The sequence below is a fragment of the bacterium genome, from assembly GCA_035691305.1.
GTDB lineage: Bacteria > Sysuimicrobiota > Sysuimicrobiia > Sysuimicrobiales > Segetimicrobiaceae > DASSJF01.
In genome coordinates, this window is sequence record DASSJF010000059.1 from 1 (window position 1) to 23,543 (window position 23,543).

The following is a 23,543-nucleotide window of genomic DNA, read 5'->3' on the forward strand; positions in this document are numbered from 1 at the left end:
GCCGGTCCGGCAATAAAGCCCGAGAGAATCGCCGGGATCACGATCACCGGACTGGTCGGGGCGAGAACGATCAGCCGTCCGAGGTAGAGGATGATCAGCAGCGCGCCCTGTGCGTAGGCGAGCGTGCCGAGACCGCGCGGCACGGCGGCGCCGCCGGAAATCAGCGCGCCGAACACGATGAGCGCGAGCCCCGAGACCGCGAAGGTCAGCAATCCGCGCGGATCAATCTGGCTCGGCGCGTCACTCGGGGGCCCGGCCTGCGCCGGATGAAGCGCGCCGGCCAAATCGTAGCCGCCGTGAATCGCGGCGCCCATTACGCCCGCAAGGCCGAGCAGCAGCGCCCAGAGAGCCAGCCCCTCGCCTTTGGTGTTCCGAAGCCGTTCGAACAGCGCCGTCAGCGCGCCCGTGGAGAAGAGCCCGCCGAGCAGCAGAAAGATCGCGCTCCATAACCGGCCCGCCTCCGGCGACGCCCGCGACACGACGAGGAACGCGACCGAGTAGACGAACCCCGCAACACCGGCCAAGATCGCACATAGCCCCCCGATCGCCTGCATATGCGCCTCCCCAGGACGTCCTCACGATCTCTTCGTATCCGCGCCCGCCTTGGATTGGTGCCGAGGCGCGGCGGCACGGTCATCGCGAGCGCAGCGCTCCGCCAATCCGCGTCTCGCTGTGCTGCGAAGTATCGCGGTGACGGAAGATGCTGCCGAGCGCGCGCGGAGTTCCGGTAGGCGGCCGCTTCCGAGACGATGAGGAGGTGGCTCGATGGCTCGATCCAGATGGTGGCTCTCCGCCCTCGCGCTTGTCGCGCTGGCGGGCCTCGTAATCACGCCCCGGCTGCTCGTGGCCTCCAACCATGACGACGGCGAGCTCGATATGAAAGGCAGGGCGCTGCACACGACGGACCTCTTCGTGTTCCGCGAGGCGGACCAGAATCCTGGCGCGGGCGCCGGTGACCTGGTGCTCATCATGAACGTCAACCCGCGGTCGCTGCCGCGGCAGGAGTACAACTTCAGCACCAACGCCCAGTACGACTTCCATATCACGCGGGCGATGAACAACGACGCGACGCCGACCGGGAAGACCGACGCGATGCTGCGGTTCGAGTTTGGCGCTCCGGCGAAGGACGGCTCGCAGCCGATCAAGCTCACGGCGTGGCGGGACGGCGCCGGCAGTACCGCCGCGAGTGGCGCGGCACGCACCACGCCGCTCGCCGCGGCGGGCGCGCCGATCGTGACGCCGGTCAATATCGCGGGCGGATCGATCTCCGTGTTTGCCGGACTGCGCGAGGATCCGTTCTTCTTCGACGTCGAGCAGTTCTTCCGTGTCCGGGCGGGAGCGCTGGGAATGGGCCCGAAGGTCGGGTTCCGCGAGCCCGGGTACGACTTCACGGCCGGCTACAACGTGCTCTCGATCGCGGCGCGCGTGCCGCGGGCATGGCTCGCGGGATCGACCGGCGCAACGACATTTGACGTCTGGACAACCGTCAGCGTCGGCGGCAAGCAGGTCGCCCGCCTCGGCCGGCCGGCTATCGGCGAAGGGCTGCTTACCACGACGGCCTACCAGAATGCGCTCAACGGCGTGGGGCCGGAGTTCGAAGCGGCCGCGCTCGCGGGGCACAAGGCGGAGGCGGAGGCCGCGGGGCCGATCGTCGCCGAGGCCAAGAAAACGCTGATGGCGTTCGGCAACGACGACAAGCGCGCGACGGCGCTCATCCTGGCATTTCTGCCCGACGTAATGCGCATCGACACGACGGGCCCGAGCGGCTACGCGGCAGCGCTGAACGCGAAGGGCAGCCCCATTCGCGGCCGCAAGATCACCGACGACGTGATTCACGTGACGCTCTCGGTGGTGACGAACGGCGCGGTGAAGACCGACAACGTGACGTACGCCGGTCCAAACGGCGGCGGCAGCGGGCACAAACCCCTGCTCACGTCCTTCCCGTACCTCGCGGAACCGAACTAGCCCGACCGCGCCTCGGGGCGCCGGCGGCTCATCCCGCCGGCGCCCCCGCCGCCGGCCGCGGAGATCGACCGCACATTCGATGGAGGCGCCCACGATGAAACCGACGCGTCGCCGCTCCGGGATGCTCGCGCTCGCCCTCGCCGCGCTGCTCGCGGCCGGCATCGGTCTCGCCCAGGCCGCCCGCGCCGGGCGCGCGGACCCAACGCGCCCTTTCGCGACCCTAGCCGCTCCATTGGCATCGGCCATGGGCGTCTCTGACCGGATGGGTCGCGTCGATCGCCTGTACCGCTACCGCTTTGTACGGCCGCCGCAGGGGGCGATCTCGAATCTCCTGCGCGCCGAGATCGCGTTCTACGAAGGCCGACTCGCGCGCAATCCGGACGGCGCCCTCGACCGGGCCGGCCTCGCGGGCGCCTACCTCAAAGAGGCCCGAGTCACCGGGGACCTGCGATGGTACCTGCTCGCCGAACAGACGGCGCGCGCATCGCTGGCCCGGCTCAGCATCAATAACGACGGGGCCCTGTTGACGCTCGCGCGGGTGGGGGAAGCCCGCCACGATTTCGCGGACGCGATGCGCCTCGCCCGCGCGGCCGGGCCGAGCGATCAGGCGCTGCCGGTCATCGTCACGTCGAGCCTGGCCACCGGCGATGTGCCGGCGGCGGCCCGAACGGTGCGGGCGCTCCTCGCCGCGGATCCGTCGCTCCGGGGGTATGCGCTGCGGGCGCTCGTGGAGATCGCACAGGGCCGGGACGCGGAAGCCGAGGCCGACTTCCGCCGCGCGCTCCAGCTCGAGGAGCCGGAGGAGACCGCAAGCTCCACGTGGGTGCGCAGCCTGTACGGACGCTTCCTCTACCGGCACGGCCGGTTCGACGAGGCGCGGGCGTTATTCACCGAGGCGCTTCGAATTCTGCCCCAGTACCCTCTCGCACTCACGGACCTCGCCGTGCTCGACCTCCGGCAGGGCCGTTACGAGGCGGCCGTCGACCACCTGACGCGGGTGGTGACGGTAACCCGTGACGCCCCCAACGTCTACGACCACGTCGTCCTGCGCGGTGTCGCCCAGGCGCGCGATCTTCAGGGCCGCCACACCGAAGCGGCGCGGTTTTGGAGCGACGCCGAGGCGCGCCTGCGGCAGGACGCCGCCTCGGGCGCGTACGGGCACCGTCGGGAGCTCGCGCGTCTGCTGCTCACCCGCGGCCGGGCCGCCGATCTTCCCGAGGTGCTCCGTCTGATGCGGCAGGAGCTGGCCGTGCGCACCGATCCCGACACGCTCGACACGATGGCGTGGGCGCTGTGCCGCGCCGGACGGTGGGAGGAGGCGCGGCGCGCCGAGGGCGCGGCGATGCGCTGGGGGGTGCGGGACGCACGCTACTTCTATCGCGCGGCCCAGATCGCGCGGGGTCTCGGCGACGAGGTTCGGGCACGCACATACATGGGCCTCGTACGTGCGACAGATCCCACGTTTGATGCGCGCGCGCTTGACGTGGCCCTGATCGGCCTGTAGATCCCCTTGCGGCCCGGCTGCACGAACATGCGGAGGAAGGGAGACCGACCGGCGATGACGCGGCGCATTCTGTTCTACGGCGTGCTGATCGCCGCGCTGGCGGCGCGGTGGTTCCTCGGCGGCTTCGGGGTCGCCGAGGCGCACTGGGCCGATCAGGCGGCGGCCGAGATCGCGGTGACCGGATCGCAGGCGCGGGTCACGCTGACGGTGCCGACCGGTCTCGTCGCGTTCGCCGGCGGCCCCCGCGGGGACCGTCTGGCCGGCGACGATATTCGCGCCCGCCGCGCCGCGCTCCGGCGAATCCTCGCCGCGCACGTCCGGCTGTCCGCCCGGCTGCGGACGCCCGGGGGCGGTGTCCGGGAGGGCGTGCTCGCGGTGCAGCCGTTCGCCGGGACGCCTGCGGCGGCGTCGGGACCGGCCGGGTTCGCCCCGTCGACCCACACCACGCTTGCGCTCATCTACACGTGGCCCGGGCCGATCGACTCGCTCTCGATCCGCTACGATCTGTTCCCGTCCGGCGCCTCGACCGCGAGCTGTCTTGTGACCGTCCTCGCCGACGGCCGGGTCCACAACACGGTCTTCACGCCGGGACACGAGGAGGACACGATCGCGCTGGGCGCCCCCGCCGTGTGGCGGGCGGCCGGCGGCTTCGTGCTGATGGGGATCGAGCACATCCTGACGGGTTACGATCACCTGCTGTTCCTGGCGAGTCTGCTTATGGTCGGTGCGACGCTCCCGCAGCTGCTCAAGATCGTGACGGCGTTTACAGTCGCGCACTCGATCACGCTGTCGCTCGCGGTGCTCGGCATCGTCGATCTCCCGTCCCGGTGGGTGGAGAGCGCGATCGCGCTCAGCATCACGTACGTGGCGGCCGAGAACATCTGGCGGGGCCGGGCATCGCTCGGGTCGCGGTGGCTGGTTACGTTCGGCTTCGGGCTGGTCCACGGCCTCGGCTTCGCATCCGCGCTGACGGAGTTGCACCTGCCGCGTGCCAACCTCGCCGCGTCGCTGGTCGGATTCAATCTCGGCGTGGAGATCGGTCAATTGTCGGTGATCCTGCTGGCGACCCTCGCCCTCGACGCGATCCGGCAGTACGGCTGGGCGCCGGTCTTCCGCCGCCGGGTATCCGCCGCGGCCGCGCTGACGGGCTTCGTGTGGTTCGTGCAGCGGGTATTCGGCGCCTGACCTTACGCCGACATGGGACCGCTCGTCGCGCTCGTCGCCTACGCCGCCGTGATGCTTGCCGTGGACCGTTTCGTCGGCCCAGCCGGTCAGACGGTACTCGGCATCGCGACGGCGGCGGTGTTGACGGCCGCGTGCAGGCCGCTGTCGTTCGAGGAGCGCCTGCCGGTGCTGGGTGTCGTCGTCGCGACGTGTTTTGAGGGGACCATCCGGGCTGCCTGATGTATGAAGCTGCGACCGTCCGGGAGGGAACATCCCTCGGAGGCGCGAACCACCGCGCCGCCGGCGCACTTCCCCGCCGGGTGCCGGGAAGACTCGGTCGCGCCGCAGCGAGGCCGATGAGGGGGAGCCAAGTCTCACTGGTCAACGCCGAGGACGACGAAGCGCTTCTGGCGCGCGTGGCCGAGGCGGACTCCCGAGCCTTCGAGGCGCTGTACGATCGTTACAGCGGGCGGGTGTACTCGATCGCGATGGGGATGCTGCGTGACGCCGTGCGCGCCCAGGAAGTTACCCAGGACGTCTTCTTCGCGATCTGGCGTGGCGCCCGCGACTTCGATCGTGCGCGCGGCAGCGCGCGCACCTGGATCCTCTCGGTAGCCCACCACAAGAGCGTGGACGCGGTGCGCCGGGCGCGGCGCACCCCGACCGTACCGCTCTCCGAGACGGTGGCGGCGGAGACGGATGTCATCGAGGCGGCGCAGGCCCGCGTCGACGCGGGGCACGTGCGCCGGGCACTGGAGGCGCTGTCCGTCGAACAGCGGGCCGCGATTGTACTCGCGTACTACGGCGGCTATACGCAGCAGGAGATCGCGCAGCGGCTCGGCGTTCCGCTCGGCACGATCAAGACCCGCGTTCGCGATGGACTGATCCGGCTGCGCTCGCTGCTGCCGTCGGGGACAGGATCCCCGCAGGGGGAGACCGCCCGATGAGGACCCACGACGATATTCGCGAATCGCTGGCAGCCTATGCGCTGCACATACTGGCCGCCGACGAGGCGGGAGAGGTCGAGGCGCACCTCGCCATCTGCGAGGGATGCCGCCGCGAACTCGCGGGGTTCGGGACGGCGGCCGCGGCGCTCGCGGAGGGCTTTGCCCTTCAAGCGGCGCCGGACACGCTGCGCCGGCGCGCGCTCGAAGCGGCGCGGGCTCCAAAACGAGACGCGCGGGGCTGGGGTTGGGGCGCCGCCCTCGCCGCGGCCGCGGCGGTCATTTTGGTGCTCGCGGCGGTGACCGTGTCCCTCACGCAGCGTCTCGGCGCGCTCAACGGCCGCATTGCGGCGCAGACCCAGGCGCTCGCGGTCCTGGCCGATCCCGCCTCGCGCATCGTGACGCTCAGCGGCTCGGCGGCCGGCAGCGTGCGCTTTGTCTTCGATCCGGCAACCGGCCGCGGGGCGCTCGTTGCGAGGGGACTCCGCGACCCCGGCCCGGATCTCGTGTATCAACTGTGGCTGGTGGCGGGCGCGACTCCGCAGAGCGCGGGGGTGTTCCGTCCCGAGTCGGGCGCGCCGGTCATCGTGGCGGTGGGCGGCAACTTCCCGCGCTATCAGGCGGTCGCGATCTCAATCGAACGAGGACCCAACGGCGCGACGCGCCCTTCGGCGGCGCCGATTTTGGTCGGTAAGCTGGGCGGTGGATAAAACGGCGCCGCCGGCGACCGCGGCTCAAGGAGGCAGGTCCATGTCGGTAGACCGCTCCAAAGCGGTACGCCCCGGGGACGGCCGCGCGCGCCAGTACGGCGTCGAGCTCTCGCTCGGCTGATGGACGCACGCGTCGATCCGCGATCCCCCGGTTCGCTGCCCCGCGGCCTTTGGAACTACTATTTCTGCGAGGAGTGGCGGGTTGCGGCGTCGATTGACCGCGCGTGGACGGCGATCCGGGATCTCGAAGCCTACCCGCGCTGGTGGAGGGAGTTTGTTGAGGTCAAGCGGCTCAACGATCTGGACGGTGTCGGATCGCAGGTGGCCGTCCACGCGAAGGCGGCGCTGCCGTATCACATGTATTTCAACCTCGAAGCCATCGTCGAAGAGCGGCCGCGCCTGGCCATCGTCCGGGTCCGGGGCGATCTCAACGGCGAGATGCGCTGGCGCCTCGAGCCGGATCCCGAGTTCGTGGCCGCGGGCGGCGCCGGCACGCACCTGATCTTCGACGAATCCGTGCGAACCGGCAAACCGCTGCTGAACGTCTTGGCTCCGCTCTTCAAGCCGCTGTTCGCGTGGAACCACAAAGTGATGATGGCGAACGGCGAACGAGGCCTGCGGCGGTACCTCGGCGCGCAGCCGTAACGGCGGCGGTCTGACGCCGGGCCGCTGCTACTTGCTGTTCGTTCGGTTGACTAACGAACATATGTTCGTTATTCTATGGCTCACCGCGGTGCCGGCGCGAACTCGGCCCGGCCGCGTCAAAAGCTAAGGTGACCTCGTGATCGTCTCGCCGGCCAGACCGATTTCCGACCTTCGCCTCGCTGCCCCGGGGGTGGCGCGTCTTCACGACAACACTGCGTGGACGCTCACGCACCTTTCCGGCCGCCTGGTCCAACTGGAGGGGGAGGGCGACTCGGCCGCGTTGACACTCGCGTGTTCATTGATTCTTGAAGCCCAGCAGGCCGGAGAACCGGCCGCGTGGGTGGTTCGGCGGGGGGAGCCGCGCGAACCATCGCTGTTCTATCCGCCGGATGCGCACGAGAACGGCATCGATCTTGCGGCGCTGCCGGTCGTGCGGGTCCCCGATCTCACCGCCGTATTCTCCGCGTCTGATTTGCTGCTGCGCTCCGGCGGCTTCGGACTCATCGTGGCGGATCTCGGCGTGCCGTCCGCCGCGCCCTCGACCGCGCTCGCGCGTCTGGCCGGACTCGCCCGGCGTCATCAGACCGCGGTGGTATTTTTGACGCGCCGGACGGCGGACTCGCACGGCTCACTCGGCTCACTCATCGCCGTTCATGCCCTCGCCCGGCGCCGGCGCGCGGGGACGGATCGATTCCACTGCGGAATCGTGGCGTTGAAAGACAAACAACACGGTCCCGCCTGGCGACACCTGGAAGTGCGCCGTGGAGCGTCTGGCCTGCGCTGAGATCCCGGCGCTTCCGCTGCAGCTGCTGCTGCGCGAACGTCCGGAATGGCGGCAGCATCCCAGCGCGGTCGTCGCCGAAGATCTGCCGCAGAGCCCGGTCCTCTGGGTCAACGCCCGGGCGCGCGGCGGGGGCGTCGCGCCCGGGCTGCGCTACGGCTCCGCGCTCGCGATCGTCCCTGAACTTCGGGCCGCGCCGGTGGCGGAGGCGGAGATCGCGCGGGCCGTCGACGCCCTCACCGGGACGCTGCGCCGGTTTTCTCCCCACGTCGAGCCGGCGATCGAGGAGCCGGGCGTGTTTTGGCTCGACGCGTCGGGGCTCGAGCGTCTGCACGCGTCGCTGACCGCGTGGGCCGAGCTAATCCGGCGCGCGCTCACGCGTGCGGGATACGAGGCGGCCGTCGCGGTCGGGTTCACGCGGTTCGGGACGTACGCGGCGGCGCGGACGGCCGGCCGCGGCGTGCTGGTCTTCGACGGCCCGGATGACGAAGAGACCGCCGTCCGGCGGGTGCGCCTGCGCGATCTCTATCTGCCGCCGGAAACCGTAGAAGCGCTCGGGCGGCTCGGCGTGCGCACGGTGGACGATCTGCTGCGTCTGCCCCCCGGCGGGCTGCTGGAACGCTTCGGTCCGGCGGCGGAGCGCCTGCACCGGAGGGCATCGGGAGATCTCTGGTCGCCGCTGGTTCCGCGGGCCGCGGTCGATCCGGTGCGGCGCCACATCACGCTCGATACGGCGGAGACAGACGCGCAGCGCCTCGTGTTCATCATCAAGCACATCTTGGATCCGCTGCTGGCGAGGCTGGCGTCGCGCGGACAGGCGCTCGGCGCGCTCGTGGTGCGGCTGCGGTTGGAACGCGAGTGGTCCGCGCACGTCATTCGCCCCGCATCGCCGACGCTCGACGCGGTGCGCCTCGTCGATCTCGTGCGCTTGCGCGTGGGGAGCATCCATCTCGCGGCGGGCGTCACCGAGATCTGCCTGGAAGCCGGCGGCGTCCCGGCGACGCCCGAGCAACTTGCGTTGATCGCCGCGCAGCCGGCGCGTGATCTCGAGGCCGGCATGCGCGCGCTCGACCGGCTTCGCGCCCGGTACGGCGACGAGGCGGTGGTCGGCGCGGTGCTGCGCGACGGGCATCTGCCGGAAGCGCGATTCGGGTGGGTTCCGATGTCGTACCTGCCGCCCCCGCGGCCCCGGCGGATCGAGGGACTATCCCTCGTCCGCCGGGTCTTTGCCAGACCCGTGGCGCTGCCCGTTCCGGCCGTGGACGTTGCGGTCGTGGCCGGCCCGTTTGTTATCTCGGGAGGATGGTGGGCGGCCCCGCCGCGCGAGGACGGGGTACGTGAGGCCCACCGGACCTACTATTTTATGGAAGGCTTGCGGGGCGAGCTGTGGTGGGTGTTCTACGACCGGACCCGCCGACGCTGGTACGTTCATGGGCAGGTCGAGTAACGAACCGGCATGATGTACACGCCGCTGTGGTGCAAAACGCATTTTTCGTTTCTGGAAGGCGCGTCGTCCCCCGAAGAGCTGATCGAGACGGCCGCCCGCCTCGGTTTGACCGAGATCGCAGTGACCGACCGCGACGGCGTCTATGGAGTCGTAGAAGCCTACTCGGCCGCGAAGGAGCGGGGGGTCCGGCTCATCACGGGCGCGCAGGTCACCGTCGCCGAGCGCGTACCCGATACTCCGCTCCCAACGAAATTGAAGCCGGGGTCGAAGGCGCGGTCCCCGGTCCCCCTGTTGCGACCGGGCGACTCGACGCTGATTCTCCTTGCCGCGGACCGCGGAGGGTATGGGAACCTCTGCCGGCTGCTGACCGCCGGACGGCTGCGTTCCATGAAAGGCGTAAGCCGCGTGTCGTGGCGGGAGGTCGCGGAGCACGCCGCGGGACTGGTCGCGCTGTGGGGCGGGGAGACGAGCGCGCTTGCGGCGGCCGGCCCCGATCCGGACATCCCGGCGGCGCTCCTGCGCGAGGCGTTCGGCGACCGGCTGTACGCGCTCGTGGGGCGCCACCGGCGCGATCTCGAGGTGGTCCAAGAACGCCGGCTGCGCGACCGTGCGACCCGCCACGGACTACCTATCGTTGCGGGGCACGAGGTGCTGTACCACGCGCCGTCGCGCCGTCCTCTCCAGGACGTCGTCACGTGCATCCGGCACGGCATCGATCTCCCGGCGGCGGGGACGCGCATCAAGCCGAACGCCGAGCACGCGCTCAAAAACCGGGCTGAGTTTGCGGCGCTGTTCGCCGACGACCCCGACGCCGTCGCGCGGACCCGCGAGGTCGCCGAGCGGTGCACGTTTGCGCTCAACGAACTCCGGTACCGCTATCCGCTCGAGCGTCTGCCGGAAGGCACGACGTCGTCGGCGTGGCTGCGGACGCTCACCTTCGCCGGAGCGGCGGAGCGGTACGGCGGGCGCGTGCCGTCCGAAGTCGCCGCGCAGCTTGACCGGGAGCTCGAGATCATCGGCGATCTCGACTACGGGGGCTACTTTCTCACGATGCACGAGATCGTCCAGTACTGCCGGGCGCACGGCATCCTCTGTCAGGGCCGCGGGTCGGCGGCGAACTCCGCCGTCTGCTACTGCCTCGGCATCACCGCGGTGAACCCCGTCCGGACCGACCTGTTGTTCGAACGCTTTCTCTCGCGCGAGCGCGCCGAGCCGCCGGACATCGACCTCGACGTCCAGCACAACCGGCGTGAAGAAGTGATCCAGTGGGTCTACGAGACGTACGGCCGCGACCGCGCCGCGATGGTGGCCAACGTGATCCGCTACCGCTTCCGGTCGGCGGTGCGCGACGCGGGCAAGGCGCTCGGCCTGCCGCTCGTCGCGCTCGACCGCGTCGCAAAGCTCGTCTGGCACGAAGACGAGGCTACGTCGAAGCTGCTGCGCGACGCCGGCCTCGATCCCGCACGCCCGCTCCACCAGCATCTCGTCCGGATCGCCGGGGAGATGCAGGACATGCCGCGGCATCTTTCGATCCATCCCGGCGGCTTTCTCCTCGGCCACGAGCCGGTGTCCCAGATCGTCCCGATCGAGAACGCGACGATGCCGGACCGGACCGTGATCCAGTGGGACAAGGACAGTGTCGAGGGCATCGGACTGTTCAAGGTCGACGTGCTTGCGCTCGGCGGGCTTTCGCTCCTCGACATCGGGTTCCGGCTGCTCGATGAGCACGGGGTGCGCGCCGCCGGCGGCCGCGTCTTGTCGATGGCGACGATTCCCGAAGGGGACCGCGAGACCTACGAGATGATGTCGCGCGCGGACACGATCGGAGTTTTTCAGGTCGAGAGCCGCGCGCAGATGTCGATGCTGCCGCGCCTGCGGCCCAAGACCTTCGACGATCTCGTCGTCCAGATCTCGATCGTGCGCCCCGGTCCGATCGTCGGCGGCATGGTGCACCCGTACCTCCGGCGGCGCGCGGGCGAAGAGCCGGTCGAGTACCCGCATCCGTCGCTCGAGCCGGTGCTGGCGAAGACGCTCGGCGTCCCGATCTTCCAGGAGCAGGTGATCCGCATCGCGATGGTCGCGGCGGACTATACGCCCGGCGAGGCGGACCAACTGCGCCGCGACATGGCGGCGTGGCGCCGGTCCGGGCGGCTCGAGCGTCACCACGACCGTCTCGTCGGGGCGCTGGTGGCCAAAGGCGTGACAGCTGAGATGGCGGAGCGCGTTTTCGAGCAGATCAAGGGATTCGGGGAGTACGGATTTCCGTTGAGCCACGGGGCGAGCTTCGCGCTGATCGCCTATGCCACCGGCTACCTTAAGTGTCACCACCATCCCGAATTCACGTGCGGGCTGCTCAACGCGCAGCCGATGGGCTTTTACGCGCCGTCCACGCTCGTCGACGACGCGAAGCGCCACGGCGTCGAAGTCCGGCCGATCGATGTGACGGCGAGCGACTGGGACTGCACGCTCGAGCCGGTCGCGGCGCCGCCGGCGGCAACGTCCGGTGTGCGCGACGGCCGGCCGCGATGGTCCCACGCCGTCCGCATGGGCCTGCGTTATGTCCAGGCGCTCGCGGAGGCCGACGGCCGGCGGCTCGTGCGGGTACGCGGGGACACGCCGTTTCACTCACTCGACGATCTGATCCGCCGCACGCGGCTCGACGCCGGCTCGCTGGTCGAATTGGCGGAGAGCGGTGCGTTCGCGGCCTTGGGGATCGACCGCCGGGCGGCGTTGTGGGACGCGCGGGCGCTCGTCCGCCGCCGCGACATGGCGCTGCCGGTCGAGGTCCGCGAGACCTCGCCGCTGTTCGACGGGCTCAGCCACTCCGAAGAAATCGCGTGGGACTACCGGGCGTCGTCGCACAGCACACGCGGGCACCCGCTCTCGCCGATGCGGCCGGCGCTGCGAGAGGCCGGGCTGCCCGATGCCCGCGCGGTGCTCGCGATGCGGGACGGTGCGCGCGTCCGCTACGCGGGCATCGCGATCTGCCGGCAGACGCCGGGGACCGCGTCGGGGGTCACGTTCATGACGCTCGAAGACGAGACTGGATTCGTCAACCTGGTCGTCTGGCCCGCGGTGATGGACGAATTCGCGCAGGTGGCCCGGACGGCGGTCTTCCTCGGGGTCACGGGGCGCATCCAGCGGCAGCACGAGATCGTGCACGTCATCGCGCGGAAGTTCTGGCGGCCGCGCCTCTGGCCGCGCGTTCCCGACGTCGCAAGCCGGAATTTCCGCTGATCGAGCAGAAACGACATGGCGCGCGCGACGGTCTTGCGTTCGGACCCCCACGCCCGGGGGAACAGTCCAATCGAGCGAATGCGCCGAACGCCTTGACGGGAGCGAGTGGTGTGGAAAAAACGCCGGGGAGGCTCTACATAGGACAGTCGGGACGATCTCGGGTCGCGGGCGGTTCCACCTTGACGGCCCTCATGGCCGGCGCCGGCGCCGGCATCGCGGCCGGCCTCGTCGACGTCGCGATTCTGTTGGTCACGCACTCCCACGTTCCGCCGGTCAGAGCGACGTTCGGCTCGTGCGTTCTCGCGGGGGCGCTGGCCGGCCTGGCCTACGCGCTCTGGACCCGCGTCTCGCCGCGTCCCGTCGCCGCGTTGTGGATTACCACGCTGCTCGTCGCGACGATCGACACCGTGCTCATTTTCGCGCTCCCCTTCCCGACGGGCGGGCGGCGCCTCGGCCTCGGGGCGATCGCCGGGATCGTGACGCCGCTGCTGCAGATCCTGGCGCTGTTCGGCGTCGGACACTTTGGCCGCGGGCACATGCCGGCGTCGTTTCTCGGCATCTACACCGTCATTCACTACACGAGCGCCATCGTGGCGGGTCTTCTCATTCCGCTCTTCGCGCGGTTCAAGTCCGCCTGAGCACCGGCGGCGCGTCTTCGCGGTTCGTCGTCGCGGCCGCGCACACCGGCGCCGGCAAGACGACCGTCACGTTTGGCCTGATCGCCGCGCTGCGGCGGCGCGGCCTCGACGTGCGGCCCTTCAAGGCGGGTCCCGACTACATCGACCCGGGATTCCTTTCGCGCGCTGCGGACCGCCCGGCGCGCAACCTCGACGGGTGGCTGCTCGACGCCGCGACCGTGCGCTGGGCGTTCGACCGGCACGCCGGTGCGGCGTCCGCAGTCGTCGAAGGAATGATGGGCCTCTTCGACGGGCTGACGGGGTCCGACGACACGGCCAGCACCGCGCATCTCGCGCGGCTGCTCGATCTGCCGGTCGTGATGGTGCTCGACGCCTCTCGCGCGGCGCGCAGCGTCGCCGCCGTCGCGCGCGGCTGTCAGGTGTTCGATCGTCGCGTCCGGATCGCCGGATGGATCCTGAACCGCGTCGCCGGCGACACGCACCGGAACTGGGTTGCCGATGCGGTGGAGCGCGCGACCCGCCTGCCGGTTTTCGGATCGCTGCCCGAGGATCCGCGTCTCGCGCTCCCGGAGCGGTACCTCGGGCTGGTGCAGGCGCACGAGGCCTCGTCGCTCGGGCGGCTGCGGGCGCGCCTCGCGCATGAGGTCGAGCGGCGGTTCGACCTCACGCGGCTGCTGCGGATCACGCGCGCGGCCCGCGGCCGGGCGGCCGCCGCGGCGCCGCGGCGTCTGGCGCCGGTGTTGTCGGCTCCGGCGGAAGGGCCGCGAAGGGGAAACCGCCCCGTCATCGCGTGGGCACGCGATGACGCGTTTACCTTCCAGTACGCCGACAACATCGAGTTGCTGGAAATGCTCGGGGCGCGCGTCGCGCCCTGGAGCCCGCTGGCCGACCGCCGTCTGCCCGACGGGATCGGAGCGCTGGTGCTCGGAGGCGGCTATCCCGAGCTGTTCGCGCCGGCGCTGGCCGACAACCACGCCGCGCTCGAGGCCGTGCGCGCCTTCGCGCAGAGCGGCCGGCCGGTCTACGCGGAGTGCGGCGGGCTCATGTACCTCGCCCGCGGCATCGCGGCGGAGGGCGCCGCCCCGGGCCGCGGCCGGCGGCTGGCCGGGGTCGTCCCCGTCTGGGCCCGGATGCGTCCCCGCGCCCGCGTCGCCTACGTGCGGGCGCAGACTCTTCACGACACGGTCCTGGCCCCGCGCGGCACGACCGTGCGGGGGCACGAATTTCACATGTCGTCGCTCGTTCCGGCGCCCTCGGCGGCCGAGGCGGCGTACCGCGTGGCGGACGCGTCGGGCGGTCCGCCCCGCCTCGACGGCTGGTCGAGGGTCGGCGTGCTCGCGTCGTACGTGCACGTGAATTTTCTCAGCGATCCGCGCATGGCGGCTCGTCTTGTCGCGCACGCGTCGGCCGAGGGTTCCGCGGCGGTGGCGGAGCGAATTCGCAGGTAGGCCGCGGCGGGGCCACGAATCTTGCGTGCGCGCCGCCCCGACGGCAGGCGCGCTTCTGGGGGGCTTTTTTTGGCGCAGGCGGGAGGGACCGGGCAGACGGCGGCCGTGGTGCTGGCCGCGGGGAAGGGTACGAGAATGCGCTCGGACCTTCCCAAGGTGCTGCATCCGCTCCGCGGCCGGCCCATGCTCGCCTACGCCGTCGATGCGCTCCGGCGGGCCGGCGTCCGCCGTCCCCTGATCGTCGTCGGCCCGGACCACCGGGCGGTGCGCGAGGCCCTCGGCGACGGCGTCGATTTCGTGATCCAACGCGAGCCTCGGGGAAGCGGGCACGCTCTGCTTCAAGCCGTTCCCCGGGTACGCGGCCGCGCCGTCGCGTTCGTCGTCAACGGCGACATGCCGCTCGTCTCCGTTGAAACGCTGCGCGCCCTGCGCCGGGCCGTGCGGGAGGGTGCGGCCGCGGCCATCGCGGCCGGCACCCCCGATCCCACCCCACCGTACGGGCGGATCGTGCGCGACGCGGGCGGGCGCTTTCTGCGGATCGTCGAGCATGTCGACGCGACGCCGGAGGAGGCCGCGGTCCGCGAGGTCAACGCGGGGTTCTACTGCGTTCGCGTCGCGCAAATCGCGGGCGCCCTGCGCCGGGTCCGGCCGGCGAACCGTCAGGGTGAGTACTACCTGCCCGATGCCGTAAACGTCCTCGCCGCGGAGGGGCGCGACATCGCGGTCGTCCCCGTCGATGATCCCGAGGAGCTGGCCGGGGTGAACACCCGCGCGGAGCTCGCCGCCGTCGACGCGATCCTGCGCCGCCGCGTGCTCGGGCGGTTGATGGCCGACGGGGTGACCGTTCTCGACCCCGCGACCACGTTCGTCGACGACACCGTCAAGGTCGGCCGCGACACGGTCCTCCACCCCGGGACGTTTCTGACGGGCCGCACCGTCATCGGCGCGGAGTGCATCGTCGGTCCGGGAGCGCGTCTTCACGACTCGGTGCTCGCCCGGCATGTGCGCGTGTGGGACTCGTGGATCGAAGAGAGCCGGATCGGCGAGGGGACGCGGATCGGTCCCTTCGCGCACCTGCGCCCCGGCACCGTCGTCGGCCGGGGCGTGGAGATCGGCAACTTCGCCGAGTTGAAGAACTCGCGGGTCGGCGACCGCACGAAGGTGCATCACAAGAGCTATCTCGGCGACGCCGAGATCGGCGTCGACGTGAACATCGGCGCGGGCACGATCACGTGCAACTACGGCCTGGACCGCCGCAAGCACCGGACGACGATCGGCGACCGTGCCTACATCGGCAGCGATTCGATGCTGGTCGCCCCGGTGCGCATCGGCCGCGAGGCGGCGACCGGCGCCGGCTCCGTCGTAACCAAGGACGTGCCGCCGCGGCGCGTGGCCGTCGGCGTGCCGGCGCGGGTGATTCGCTCGCTTGACGGGTCCAGACCGTCCCGGGGCCGGTGACTCGGCGCCTGCACCGCGTCTCTGGGCAAACAGGATAGTAAAGGGGAGGGCAGGAGCGGCGATGGCCGACGCGCGGATCCGGATCTTCAGCGGCACCAGCAATCCGGAGCTCGCCCGGGGGATCGGGGCGTATCTCGGCGTGCCCGTCGGTGCGATGAACGTCTTCCGGTTCGCCGACGGCGAGGTCGGGGTCCGCATCGACGAGAGCGTGCGCGGCCTCGACGTCTTCGCCGTGCAGTCGACGTGCCCGCCCGCCAACGAAAGCCTGATGGAGCTGCTCATCATCATCGACGCGCTGCGGCGGGCCAGCGCCGCGCGGGTGACGGCGGTGATCCCGTACTTTGGCTACGCGCGGCAGGACCGCAAGATCAAACCCCGGGAACCGATCTCCGCGAAGCTCGTGGCCAACCTGCTCACCACGGCCGGCGCGGACCGCATCCTCACCGTCGACCTCCACACCGGGCAGCTGTGGGGCTTCTTCGACATCCCGCTCGACCATCTGCCGGCGCGCATGATCCTCGGTGACCATTTCCGGTCGCTCGCCCTCGAGCATCCGGTCGTCGTGTCGCCGGACATCGGCGGCGTCAAGCGCGCGCGCGAGTTCGCGCAGTACCTCGGCGCGCCGCTCGCGATCATCGACAAGCGGCGCGACCGGCCCAACCAGGTCGCCGAGATCGTGCACGTCATCGGCAAGGTGTACCGGCGCACGGCGATCCTGGTCGACGACATCATCGACACCGGCGGTACGCTCGCGCTCGCGGCGGAGGCGCTGATGAAGCGCGGTACGCGCGCCGTGTACGCCTGCTGCACCCACGCGATTCTGTCGCCGCCGGCGATGGCGCGCATCCAGCGCTCGCCGATCGAGCAGCTGGTCGTCACGGACACCATTCCCGTGCCGGGGGAGAAGCGCACCTCCAAGCTCGCCGTGATCTCGGTGGCGGGGTTGATCGGCGAGGCCGTCCAGCGCGTCCACGCGGAACAGTCCGTCAGCGAGCTCTTCGGCGCGCCGCGTCCGGCGGTCGCCGCGACCGAGGGCGAGTAGGGCACCGCGCGCCGTGACGATCTCCCCGTTCCTCGTCGCCGGTACCTTCGGCCTGGTCATCGCCTACCTGCTGACCCCGGCGGTCGCCTGGGTCGCGACGCAGCTGGGGGTGCTCGACCGTCCCGGCGGGCGGCACATCCACCGCGTGCCGGTGCCGCGTCTCGGCGGCATCGCGATCTATCTCGCTTTCGTCGCGGCCGTGCTGGTCGGGCTACCGGTCGAGCGGCCGATTCACGTGGCCTTCGAGACGCAGCGCATCACGGTCGTGATCCCGTACCTGCCGGCGATCGACCGGCCGATCATTGCGCTGCTGCTCGGCGCGACGCTGATCACGCTCGTGGGCGTCGTCGACGACATCCGCGGCATGCGGCCGGTGATCAAGCTGATCGGGCAGGTCGCGGCGGCCGCGGTGCTGCTCCCGTTCGGCGTGGGCATGGACGTGCTGACGAACCCGCTCGGCGGGATGTTCTTCGTCGGCCCGCTCGGCGCGATCGTCACCGTCGCGTGGATCGTGGCCCTCTGCAACGTGATGAATCTGATCGACGGCGTAGACGGCCTCGCGTCCGGCATCGCCGCGATCGCCGGCGCCACGCTGCTGGTCGCGTCCTACCAGCGCGGCGACATCGGCACCGCGATCCTCGCCGCGGCGCTGGCCGGTGGAGCGCTCGGTTTCATTCCCTACAACTTCAACCCGGCGCGGATCTTCCTCGGCGACACCGGTTCGATGCTGCTGGGGTATCTGCTCGGCGCGCTGTCCGTCCTCGGCACGTACAAGAGCTACACCGCGCTCTCGCTGCTGGTCGCGCTCGCGGCGCTCGGCGTGCCGGTGACGGACACGGCGTTTGCGATCGCGCGGCGGTGGCGCAACCGCCGGCCGATCTTCGAGGCGGACACGCAGCATCTGCACCACCGCCTCCTGGCCCGCGGGCTCACGCCGCGCCAGACCGCGGCGGCGCTCTACCTCGTGACCGGCATCCTCAGCGCGGGCGCGCTCATGATGAGCGGCGTCGGTCTCGGCCGCTTCCCTCTCATCGCGATCCTCGGTCTCTTGCTCGCGCTGCTCGCGCTCGGCGCGCGCAAGACCGGGCTGCTGCTGCCCTCTCAGGCCGCCGGGCCGGCGTCCGCCGCCTCGGAGCTACCGGTCGCCGCCGCGCCGCTCACGGCCGGCGCGCCTGCCGCCCCGTCCGCGGCCGTGTCCGGCGTGCCGGTGGAGACGCCGCCCCCGGCGGCCGCGGGCACCTCCGGCAGCGTCGAGGAGTGAGGTGAGCGGTTCGGGGGAGACGGCCGGTCCCGCGCGCCGGACGGTGCTGACCGTCGTCGGCACCCGCCCGGACGCGGTCAAGATGGCGCCGGTCGTCCGCGCGCTGGCCTCACGCCCGTCCGAGTTCAAGCCGGTGCTGGTGGCGACCGCGCAGCACCGGCACATGCTCGACCAGGTGCTGGAGGTTTTCGATCTGCATCCCGACTACGATCTCGACATCATGACGGAGCAGCAGACGCTCGCCGACATCTCGGTGCGAACCCTCGCGGGACTGGACGGGCTGCTGCCCGCGATCGCGCCGGACATGATCGTGGTGCAGGGCGACGCGGCGCCGTGCTTTCTCGGGGCGCTCGCCGCGTTCTACCGCAAGATCCCCGTGGCCCATGTTGAAGCCGGGCTGCGCACCGACGACAAGTATCAGCCGTTTCCGGAGGAGATGTACCGGCGCATGGTGTCCGTGCTCGCGGATCTGCACTTCGCGCCGACGGCCGCGGCGCGCGCGAACTTGGAGCGGGAGGGGGTGGCGCGCTCGCGGATCGCCGTGACGGGCAATACCGTGATCGACGCGCTGCTCGAGGTCGCCCGCCGCGACGTGCCGCCGGCGGCGCCCCGGCTGCGCGAGGCGCTCGCGCGGCCCGGGCGGCGCCTCCTCATGACTTCGCACCGGCGGGAGAACTGGGGCGAGCCCCAGCGGCACATCTTCACCGCGACGCGCCGTCTGCTCGACGAGTTCGACGACCTCGCGCTGATCTTTCCGGTCCACCTCAATCCCACCGTCGCGCGGCCCGCGCACGAGATCCTCGGCGCGCATCCGCGCGCGTACCTGTTCGAGCCGTTCGACTACACGACGACCGTGGCGGTGATGAAGGCCTCAACGCTCATCCTCACCGACTCCGGCGGCATTCAGGAAGAAGCGCCGGCCCTCGGTCGTCCGGTGCTCGTCTTGCGCGAGACGACCGAGCGGCCGGAAGGCGTGACGGCCGGGACGGCGCGCCTGGTCGGCACCGACGAGGCGGCGATCCTCGGCGCGGCACGCGAGTTGCTCACCGACGCGAAGGCCTACGCGCGCATGAGCCGGGCGCGCAATCCGTACGGCGACGGCCGCGCGGCGGAGCGCATCGTCGGCGTGCTGCGGTACTTCTTCAAATTCGAGCGGAACCTGCCGGACGAATTCGGCGTTTGACAGTCGAAGCGGGCCGCGCCTATAATGATGCGGCCGCGGGCATATATTTCTGCGGTGGAGAGGTGATGGGGATGCGCCGGCTCGCAGGTTCTGCGGCAATCGTGCTTGTGATGCTGGCGGCCGGGGCTCTTTCCGCGCCGGGCGGCACGGCGTCGGCGCAGACGGCTCCCAACGTCGTCGTCCGGTCCGTCATCTCCGGCCAGGTGCTGCCGCTGCAGCTCGCCGCGGTGGGACAGGCGGTGAAGCTCGGCGACACGCTGATCTTCGTGCGCACGTCGACCGGCAGCGCGAGTCCGGCGGCCCGGGCGACGGCCAACGGCAAGATCGTGCAGGTGATGGTACGGGTCGGGGATTTCGTGAACATTGGCGACCCTGTGGCCGTGATCGAGGCCCAGTAGCGGAAGGCCGCACTCGACCGTAATGACGAGGGGGGGCCTTTCCCCCTCGTGTTGTTTCTAGGAAGTCGCCGCGGTCCCGCTCGTCGCGGGGGAAGACACCGGCGCGGCGGACGGAGGGGGACGTGCGCGGGATGATGCGTGCGGTGGCGGCGATCGTCGCGGTCGGCCTGGGTCTGGCCACGGCCGGACTTCCCTCCGCGGGCGCGGATCCCCAAACCATCCTGCCGCTGTCTGCCGTTCACGCCGGAATGCGGGGGTACGGTCTCACCGTCGTTCACGGCACGACGATTCAGCGCTTCGACATCACCGTCCTCGGGGTGCTGCAGGGCGAAAGCAGCTCTGACACCGACTTGATCCTCTTCCGCGCAAGCGGCCCGCTGATCCGGCAGGCCGGCGGAACGGCGTCCGGCATGAGCGGCAGCCCCATTTTCCTCAATGGCCGGCTCGCCGGCGCTCTCTCGTACGGCTACCATTTCCCCGGTCCCGACGCAGACCTGAGCCTGGCCACTCCGATCGAACAGATGCTGAAGATGCTGGCGCCGCCCCCCGCGGCCACCACGCGGCGGGATGCGCCGGCGCCGTCCTTCCGCCGGGCCGTCTATCGCAGCCGGATGCCGATCGCGACGTCCGCGGGTCCGCTGCGGCGCCTGCTTGTCGTAGGATCGACGGCGGAGGCCGCGGCGTACAACGCGCACCGCGTCCAGGACACGGCCGCGGTCGCTCCGGCGATGGTGCCGATGACGGCCGCCGGCGTGACGCCGGCCGGAATGCGCGTACTCGAGCAGGCCTTCAAGCGGTTCAACCTCGTGCCGCGCCAGGGGTACGCCGGCGGCCGGAACTTCACGGCGCCGCCGCTCGAACCTGGCGCGTCGCTCGGCGTGGAGTTGGTCCGGGGCGATGTCGAGGTCGGCGCCATCGGCACCGCCACGTACCGCCGCGGCAACACCGTACTGGGGTTCGGCCATCCGCTCTTGAACTCCGGCACCGCCGCGATGTTCATGACGAGCGCCTGGATCGACACGATCGTCCGCTCCCTGGACTTTCCATTTAAAGAGGGCAGCTTCGGCCCGGCCGCCGGTACCCTGACGCAGGACCGAACCACCGGGATCGCGGGGGTGATCGGGCAGTTCCCGCGTGCGTTCGCGATCAGGGTCAACACCAAGGACCTCGATACCGGGGTGGCCCACTCCTACGGCGCGCAGATCATCCGGCGCCAGGACCTGGCCGAGAGCCTCGTGCCGACGGCCGTGCTGAGTCTCATCCAGCGCGGGCTCGACCGGGTCGCGGGCGGCTCGGCCGCCGTGCGGATCACGCTACGGGCGCGGCACCTCAAGCAGGCCGTCGTGCGGGAGGATCTCGCGTACGACGTCGGCGACATCGCGACCGCCTCGGCGCTCGACGTCCCCGCGGCGACGCAGCTCCTGTTTACGAACTTCTTCGACGAGCTCGAACCGGTGGACATGACCGTCGATGTCGCCGTCACGAGCAAGACCAACATGGCGCTGCTCGTCGGCGCCCGCCCCAATGTCCGCACGGTGCACGCCGGCGACCGGATTCAGGTCGCCGTGCATGTCCGTCCGTTCGCCGGCGGGGAGCCCGAGAGCAAGACGGTCACCTTCACCGTGCCGAAGGACTTTCCGGAGGGCCCGGCGTTTCTGCTCGTCGGGACCATCGGCGCGCTCAACGATTCGTCGGCGCCGGCCGACAAGTTCCAGGTGCTGGTGGCGGCCGAGAGTACGCCGAGCGGCGCGGAATCGCTCGCGTCGGCGATCGACCAGTTCGAGAACGACGGGAAAAACACGGATCTGATCATCCAGCTGGTACCCGAGTCGGTCCTCACGGCCGTCGGCGCGAACGCCAACCCGAGTTTCGAGTCGCCGGCCGGGACCACGCTCGAGACCGACTGGGTGGTGCTCGGCAAGTACCAGATTCCCATGACGGTCAAATGAGGGACGCAGGGTGACGACGCGGCTCGCGGCGGCTGTTCTGGCGGCGATCTCGCTCCTCGGGCTGGGCATCTTCTCGCCGGCGGGGGCGGCGGGGCCGGCGATCATGGCGGCGCGCGCCATCGCCGTCGGGATGACCGGCGTCGGCAAGACGGTCATCATCGGCACCGCGGTCGTGCCGTTCGAGGTCCGCGTGCTCGGGATCCTCCACAACGCCGGTCCGGCGGGCGACCTCGTGCTGTTTCGCGCCTCGGGGCCCGCGATCAAGAGCGTCGGCGGCATCGCCGCGGGGATGAGCGGCAGTCCGATCTATCTCCGGGGACGGCTCGCGGGCGCGCTCTCGTACACCTTCGAGGCGTCGGATCCGACGGTCGGGCTGTTCACGCCGATCGAGGACATGCTGCGCGTCCTGCCCACGCCGGCGCCGGCGGGCGCGGCCGCGCCCCGGGTATTCGCGGTGGCGCCGACGCTGATCGGCGGGCGCGTGATCCGCCGCGTGGCCGTTTCGGCGTGGGGCGCTCGGGCGGCCGCGGCGCCCGATACGCTCGTCGCGACACCCGCGGAGACGCCGCTGTTCGTCTCGGGCCTCGGCGGCGGAGAGCTTCAGACGCTTGCGAACGTGCTGGCCCCGATGGGACTGGCGCCCGTGGCGGGCGGATCAGACGCCAACCTTCCCGCGTCGCTGCCGCTCGAACCCGGCAGCGCGATCGGCGTCGCTCTGCTCAGGGGCGATATCGCGGCCTACGCCATCGGCACGATGACCTACCGGGACGGTAACCGCATGCTGGCCTTCGGCCATCCGTTTACGGGGATTGGGCCGTCCAGTTATCTGTTGATGAACGCGACGATCTTTCAGGTGGTGCAGGGCCGGCAGCAGAACGTCAAGATCGGCGCCGTCGGCTCGCCCGTCGGCATCGTGTCCCAGGACCGTCCGGCCGGCATCGGCGGGACGATCGGCGTGATGCCGCGGATGTTTGGCGTTCACGTGCACGTGAGCGACGCGGATGGCGGCGGCGCGCACGACTACAATTTTCAGGTCATCCCGAGCACGGAGATCGCGCCGGTGGTGGTGCCGGTGGGGTCGCAGGGCGCCATCGCGCGCGCGCTCAACCGCAACGGCCAAGGGACGGCGACCGTGCGTATGGTGCTCTACGGCCGGGGACTGCCGAAGCCGGTCGTCCGTGAGAACATGTTCTACAGTCCCGGCGCCATCGCGTCGCGCGCGCTCGCCGAGCTGCCGCAGGCAATGAACCTGCTGTTCGACAATGAGTTCAAGAACGTCGGTCCGACGGGCATCGACCTCGACGTCCGTGTGACGTCCGCGCAGCGCACCGCCTCGATCGTGGGGGCGGTGGGGCCGCACGCCCCGGTGGCGCCCGGCGACACGGTCCACGTCCGCGTGACGGTGCGGCCGTACCGCGCCGAGCCGGAGACCCAGGACGTGGCCTTGACCATTCCGGCGAACGCGGTGGCCGGTCCCGCGACCCTCGTTGTCCGCGGTGTCGGCGGTGGACTTCCGGGCGGAGGCCCCGCTGGCTCCGCGCAGGGCGTCCAGGGGCCGGGGCCCGCGACGCTCGACGACGCCATCAAGGCATTTGAGACCGGCGACAAGAACACCGACGTCGTGGTCGAACTGACGGGCGGCCTGCCGCCGCGGACCGACGCCGCGTCCGGGCCGCCGGCGAAGCCATCCGCGCAGTGGACGACGCCGTGGGTCGTGCGCGGCCGGATCCAGTTGCCGATCGTCATCAAGGGAGGCACACACTGATCGC

General features: G+C 71.0%; 20 protein-coding genes. 19 read left to right on the forward strand and 1 reads right to left on the reverse strand.

Annotated features, from left to right (window positions below):
• A partial coding sequence (locus tag VFL28_10180) for a hypothetical protein (protein ID HET7265026.1) occupies window positions 1-554 on the reverse strand: 554 nt, incomplete at its 3' end.
• Between the two features lie 211 nt (window positions 555-765).
• Here VFL28_10180 and VFL28_10185 point away from each other — a divergent pair.
• The 19 genes from VFL28_10185 to VFL28_10275 all read left to right on the forward strand — a co-directional run bounded on the left by VFL28_10185 (window position 766) and on the right by VFL28_10275 (window position 23,539).
• On the forward strand, window positions 766-1,965 hold the full coding sequence (locus VFL28_10185) for a DUF4331 family protein (GenBank protein ID HET7265027.1): 1,200 nt from the start codon (window positions 766-768) through the stop codon (window positions 1,963-1,965).
• A 94-nt stretch (window positions 1,966-2,059) separates the two neighbouring features.
• A complete protein-coding gene (locus VFL28_10190) occupies window positions 2,060-3,469 on the forward strand; it encodes a tetratricopeptide repeat protein (GenBank protein HET7265028.1) in 1,410 nt (469 codons plus the stop codon).
• Window positions 3,470-3,523: 54 nt separating this feature from the next.
• Entirely contained in the window at window positions 3,524-4,654 is a 1,131-nt protein-coding gene (locus tag VFL28_10195) for a HupE/UreJ family protein (protein ID HET7265029.1), read from the forward strand.
• 12 nt (window positions 4,655-4,666) lie between these two features.
• Window positions 4,667-4,873, forward strand: a complete 207-nt coding sequence (locus VFL28_10200) for a hypothetical protein (GenBank protein ID HET7265030.1) — start codon at window positions 4,667-4,669, stop codon at window positions 4,871-4,873.
• Between the two features lie 116 nt (window positions 4,874-4,989).
• Window positions 4,990-5,580 (forward strand): sigma-70 family RNA polymerase sigma factor, encoded by a 591-nt coding sequence (locus tag VFL28_10205; GenBank protein ID HET7265031.1) that lies wholly within the window; start codon window positions 4,990-4,992, stop codon window positions 5,578-5,580.
• Window positions 5,577-6,287, forward strand: coding sequence for an anti-sigma factor (locus VFL28_10210; GenBank protein HET7265032.1), 711 nt, complete (start codon window positions 5,577-5,579; stop codon window positions 6,285-6,287). The genes VFL28_10205 and VFL28_10210 overlap by 4 nt, the downstream gene beginning before the upstream one ends.
• A 120-nt stretch (window positions 6,288-6,407) precedes the next feature.
• Window positions 6,408-6,932 carry an SRPBCC family protein gene (locus VFL28_10215; GenBank protein HET7265033.1) on the forward strand — a complete coding sequence of 175 codons (525 nt, stop codon included), beginning with the start codon at window positions 6,408-6,410 and terminating at the stop codon, window positions 6,930-6,932.
• A 340-nt stretch (window positions 6,933-7,272) separates the two neighbouring features.
• Window positions 7,273-7,716, forward strand: coding sequence for a hypothetical protein (locus VFL28_10220; protein ID HET7265034.1), 444 nt, complete (start codon window positions 7,273-7,275; stop codon window positions 7,714-7,716).
• The gene (locus tag VFL28_10225) at window positions 7,694-9,160 is read left to right on the forward strand and encodes a DNA polymerase Y family protein (protein ID HET7265035.1); all 1,467 of its coding nucleotides are present in this window, start codon (window positions 7,694-7,696) and stop codon (window positions 9,158-9,160) included. The genes VFL28_10220 and VFL28_10225 overlap by 23 nt, the downstream gene beginning before the upstream one ends.
• A gap of 9 nt (window positions 9,161-9,169) precedes the next feature.
• Window positions 9,170-12,397: an error-prone DNA polymerase gene (locus VFL28_10230; GenBank protein HET7265036.1), complete on the forward strand. Its 3,228-nt coding sequence runs from the start codon at window positions 9,170-9,172 to the stop codon at window positions 12,395-12,397.
• 179 nt (window positions 12,398-12,576) lie between these two features.
• On the forward strand, window positions 12,577-13,035 hold the full coding sequence (locus VFL28_10235; GenBank protein ID HET7265037.1) for a hypothetical protein: 459 nt from the start codon (window positions 12,577-12,579) through the stop codon (window positions 13,033-13,035).
• On the forward strand, window positions 13,032-14,483 hold the full coding sequence (locus VFL28_10240; protein ID HET7265038.1) for a cobyrinate a,c-diamide synthase: 1,452 nt from the start codon (window positions 13,032-13,034) through the stop codon (window positions 14,481-14,483). The genes VFL28_10235 and VFL28_10240 overlap by 4 nt, the downstream gene beginning before the upstream one ends.
• 69 nt (window positions 14,484-14,552) lie before the next feature.
• Window positions 14,553-15,941 carry a bifunctional UDP-N-acetylglucosamine diphosphorylase/glucosamine-1-phosphate N-acetyltransferase GlmU gene (glmU, locus tag VFL28_10245; protein ID HET7265039.1) on the forward strand — a complete coding sequence of 463 codons (1,389 nt, stop codon included), beginning with the start codon at window positions 14,553-14,555 and terminating at the stop codon, window positions 15,939-15,941.
• 61 nt (window positions 15,942-16,002) lie between these two features.
• Window positions 16,003-16,983, forward strand: coding sequence for a ribose-phosphate pyrophosphokinase (locus VFL28_10250; GenBank protein ID HET7265040.1), 981 nt, complete (start codon window positions 16,003-16,005; stop codon window positions 16,981-16,983).
• Between the two features lie 13 nt (window positions 16,984-16,996).
• On the forward strand, window positions 16,997-18,244 hold the full coding sequence (locus tag VFL28_10255; protein ID HET7265041.1) for an MraY family glycosyltransferase: 1,248 nt from the start codon (window positions 16,997-16,999) through the stop codon (window positions 18,242-18,244).
• Between the two features lies 1 nt (window position 18,245).
• Complete coding sequence (wecB, locus tag VFL28_10260) at window positions 18,246-19,427, forward strand: UDP-N-acetylglucosamine 2-epimerase (non-hydrolyzing) (GenBank protein ID HET7265042.1); 1,182 nt, start codon at window positions 18,246-18,248, stop codon at window positions 19,425-19,427.
• A 71-nt stretch (window positions 19,428-19,498) separates the two neighbouring features.
• Window positions 19,499-19,825 (forward strand): hypothetical protein, encoded by a 327-nt coding sequence (locus tag VFL28_10265; protein ID HET7265043.1) that lies wholly within the window; start codon window positions 19,499-19,501, stop codon window positions 19,823-19,825.
• A gap of 131 nt (window positions 19,826-19,956) precedes the next feature.
• The gene (locus VFL28_10270; protein HET7265044.1) at window positions 19,957-21,774 is read left to right on the forward strand and encodes a SpoIVB peptidase S55 domain-containing protein; all 1,818 of its coding nucleotides are present in this window, start codon (window positions 19,957-19,959) and stop codon (window positions 21,772-21,774) included.
• Window positions 21,775-21,784: 10 nt separating this feature from the next.
• A complete protein-coding gene (locus VFL28_10275) occupies window positions 21,785-23,539 on the forward strand; it encodes a SpoIVB peptidase S55 domain-containing protein (GenBank protein ID HET7265045.1) in 1,755 nt (584 codons plus the stop codon).
• The last annotated feature ends 4 nt before the right edge of the window (window positions 23,540-23,543 follow it).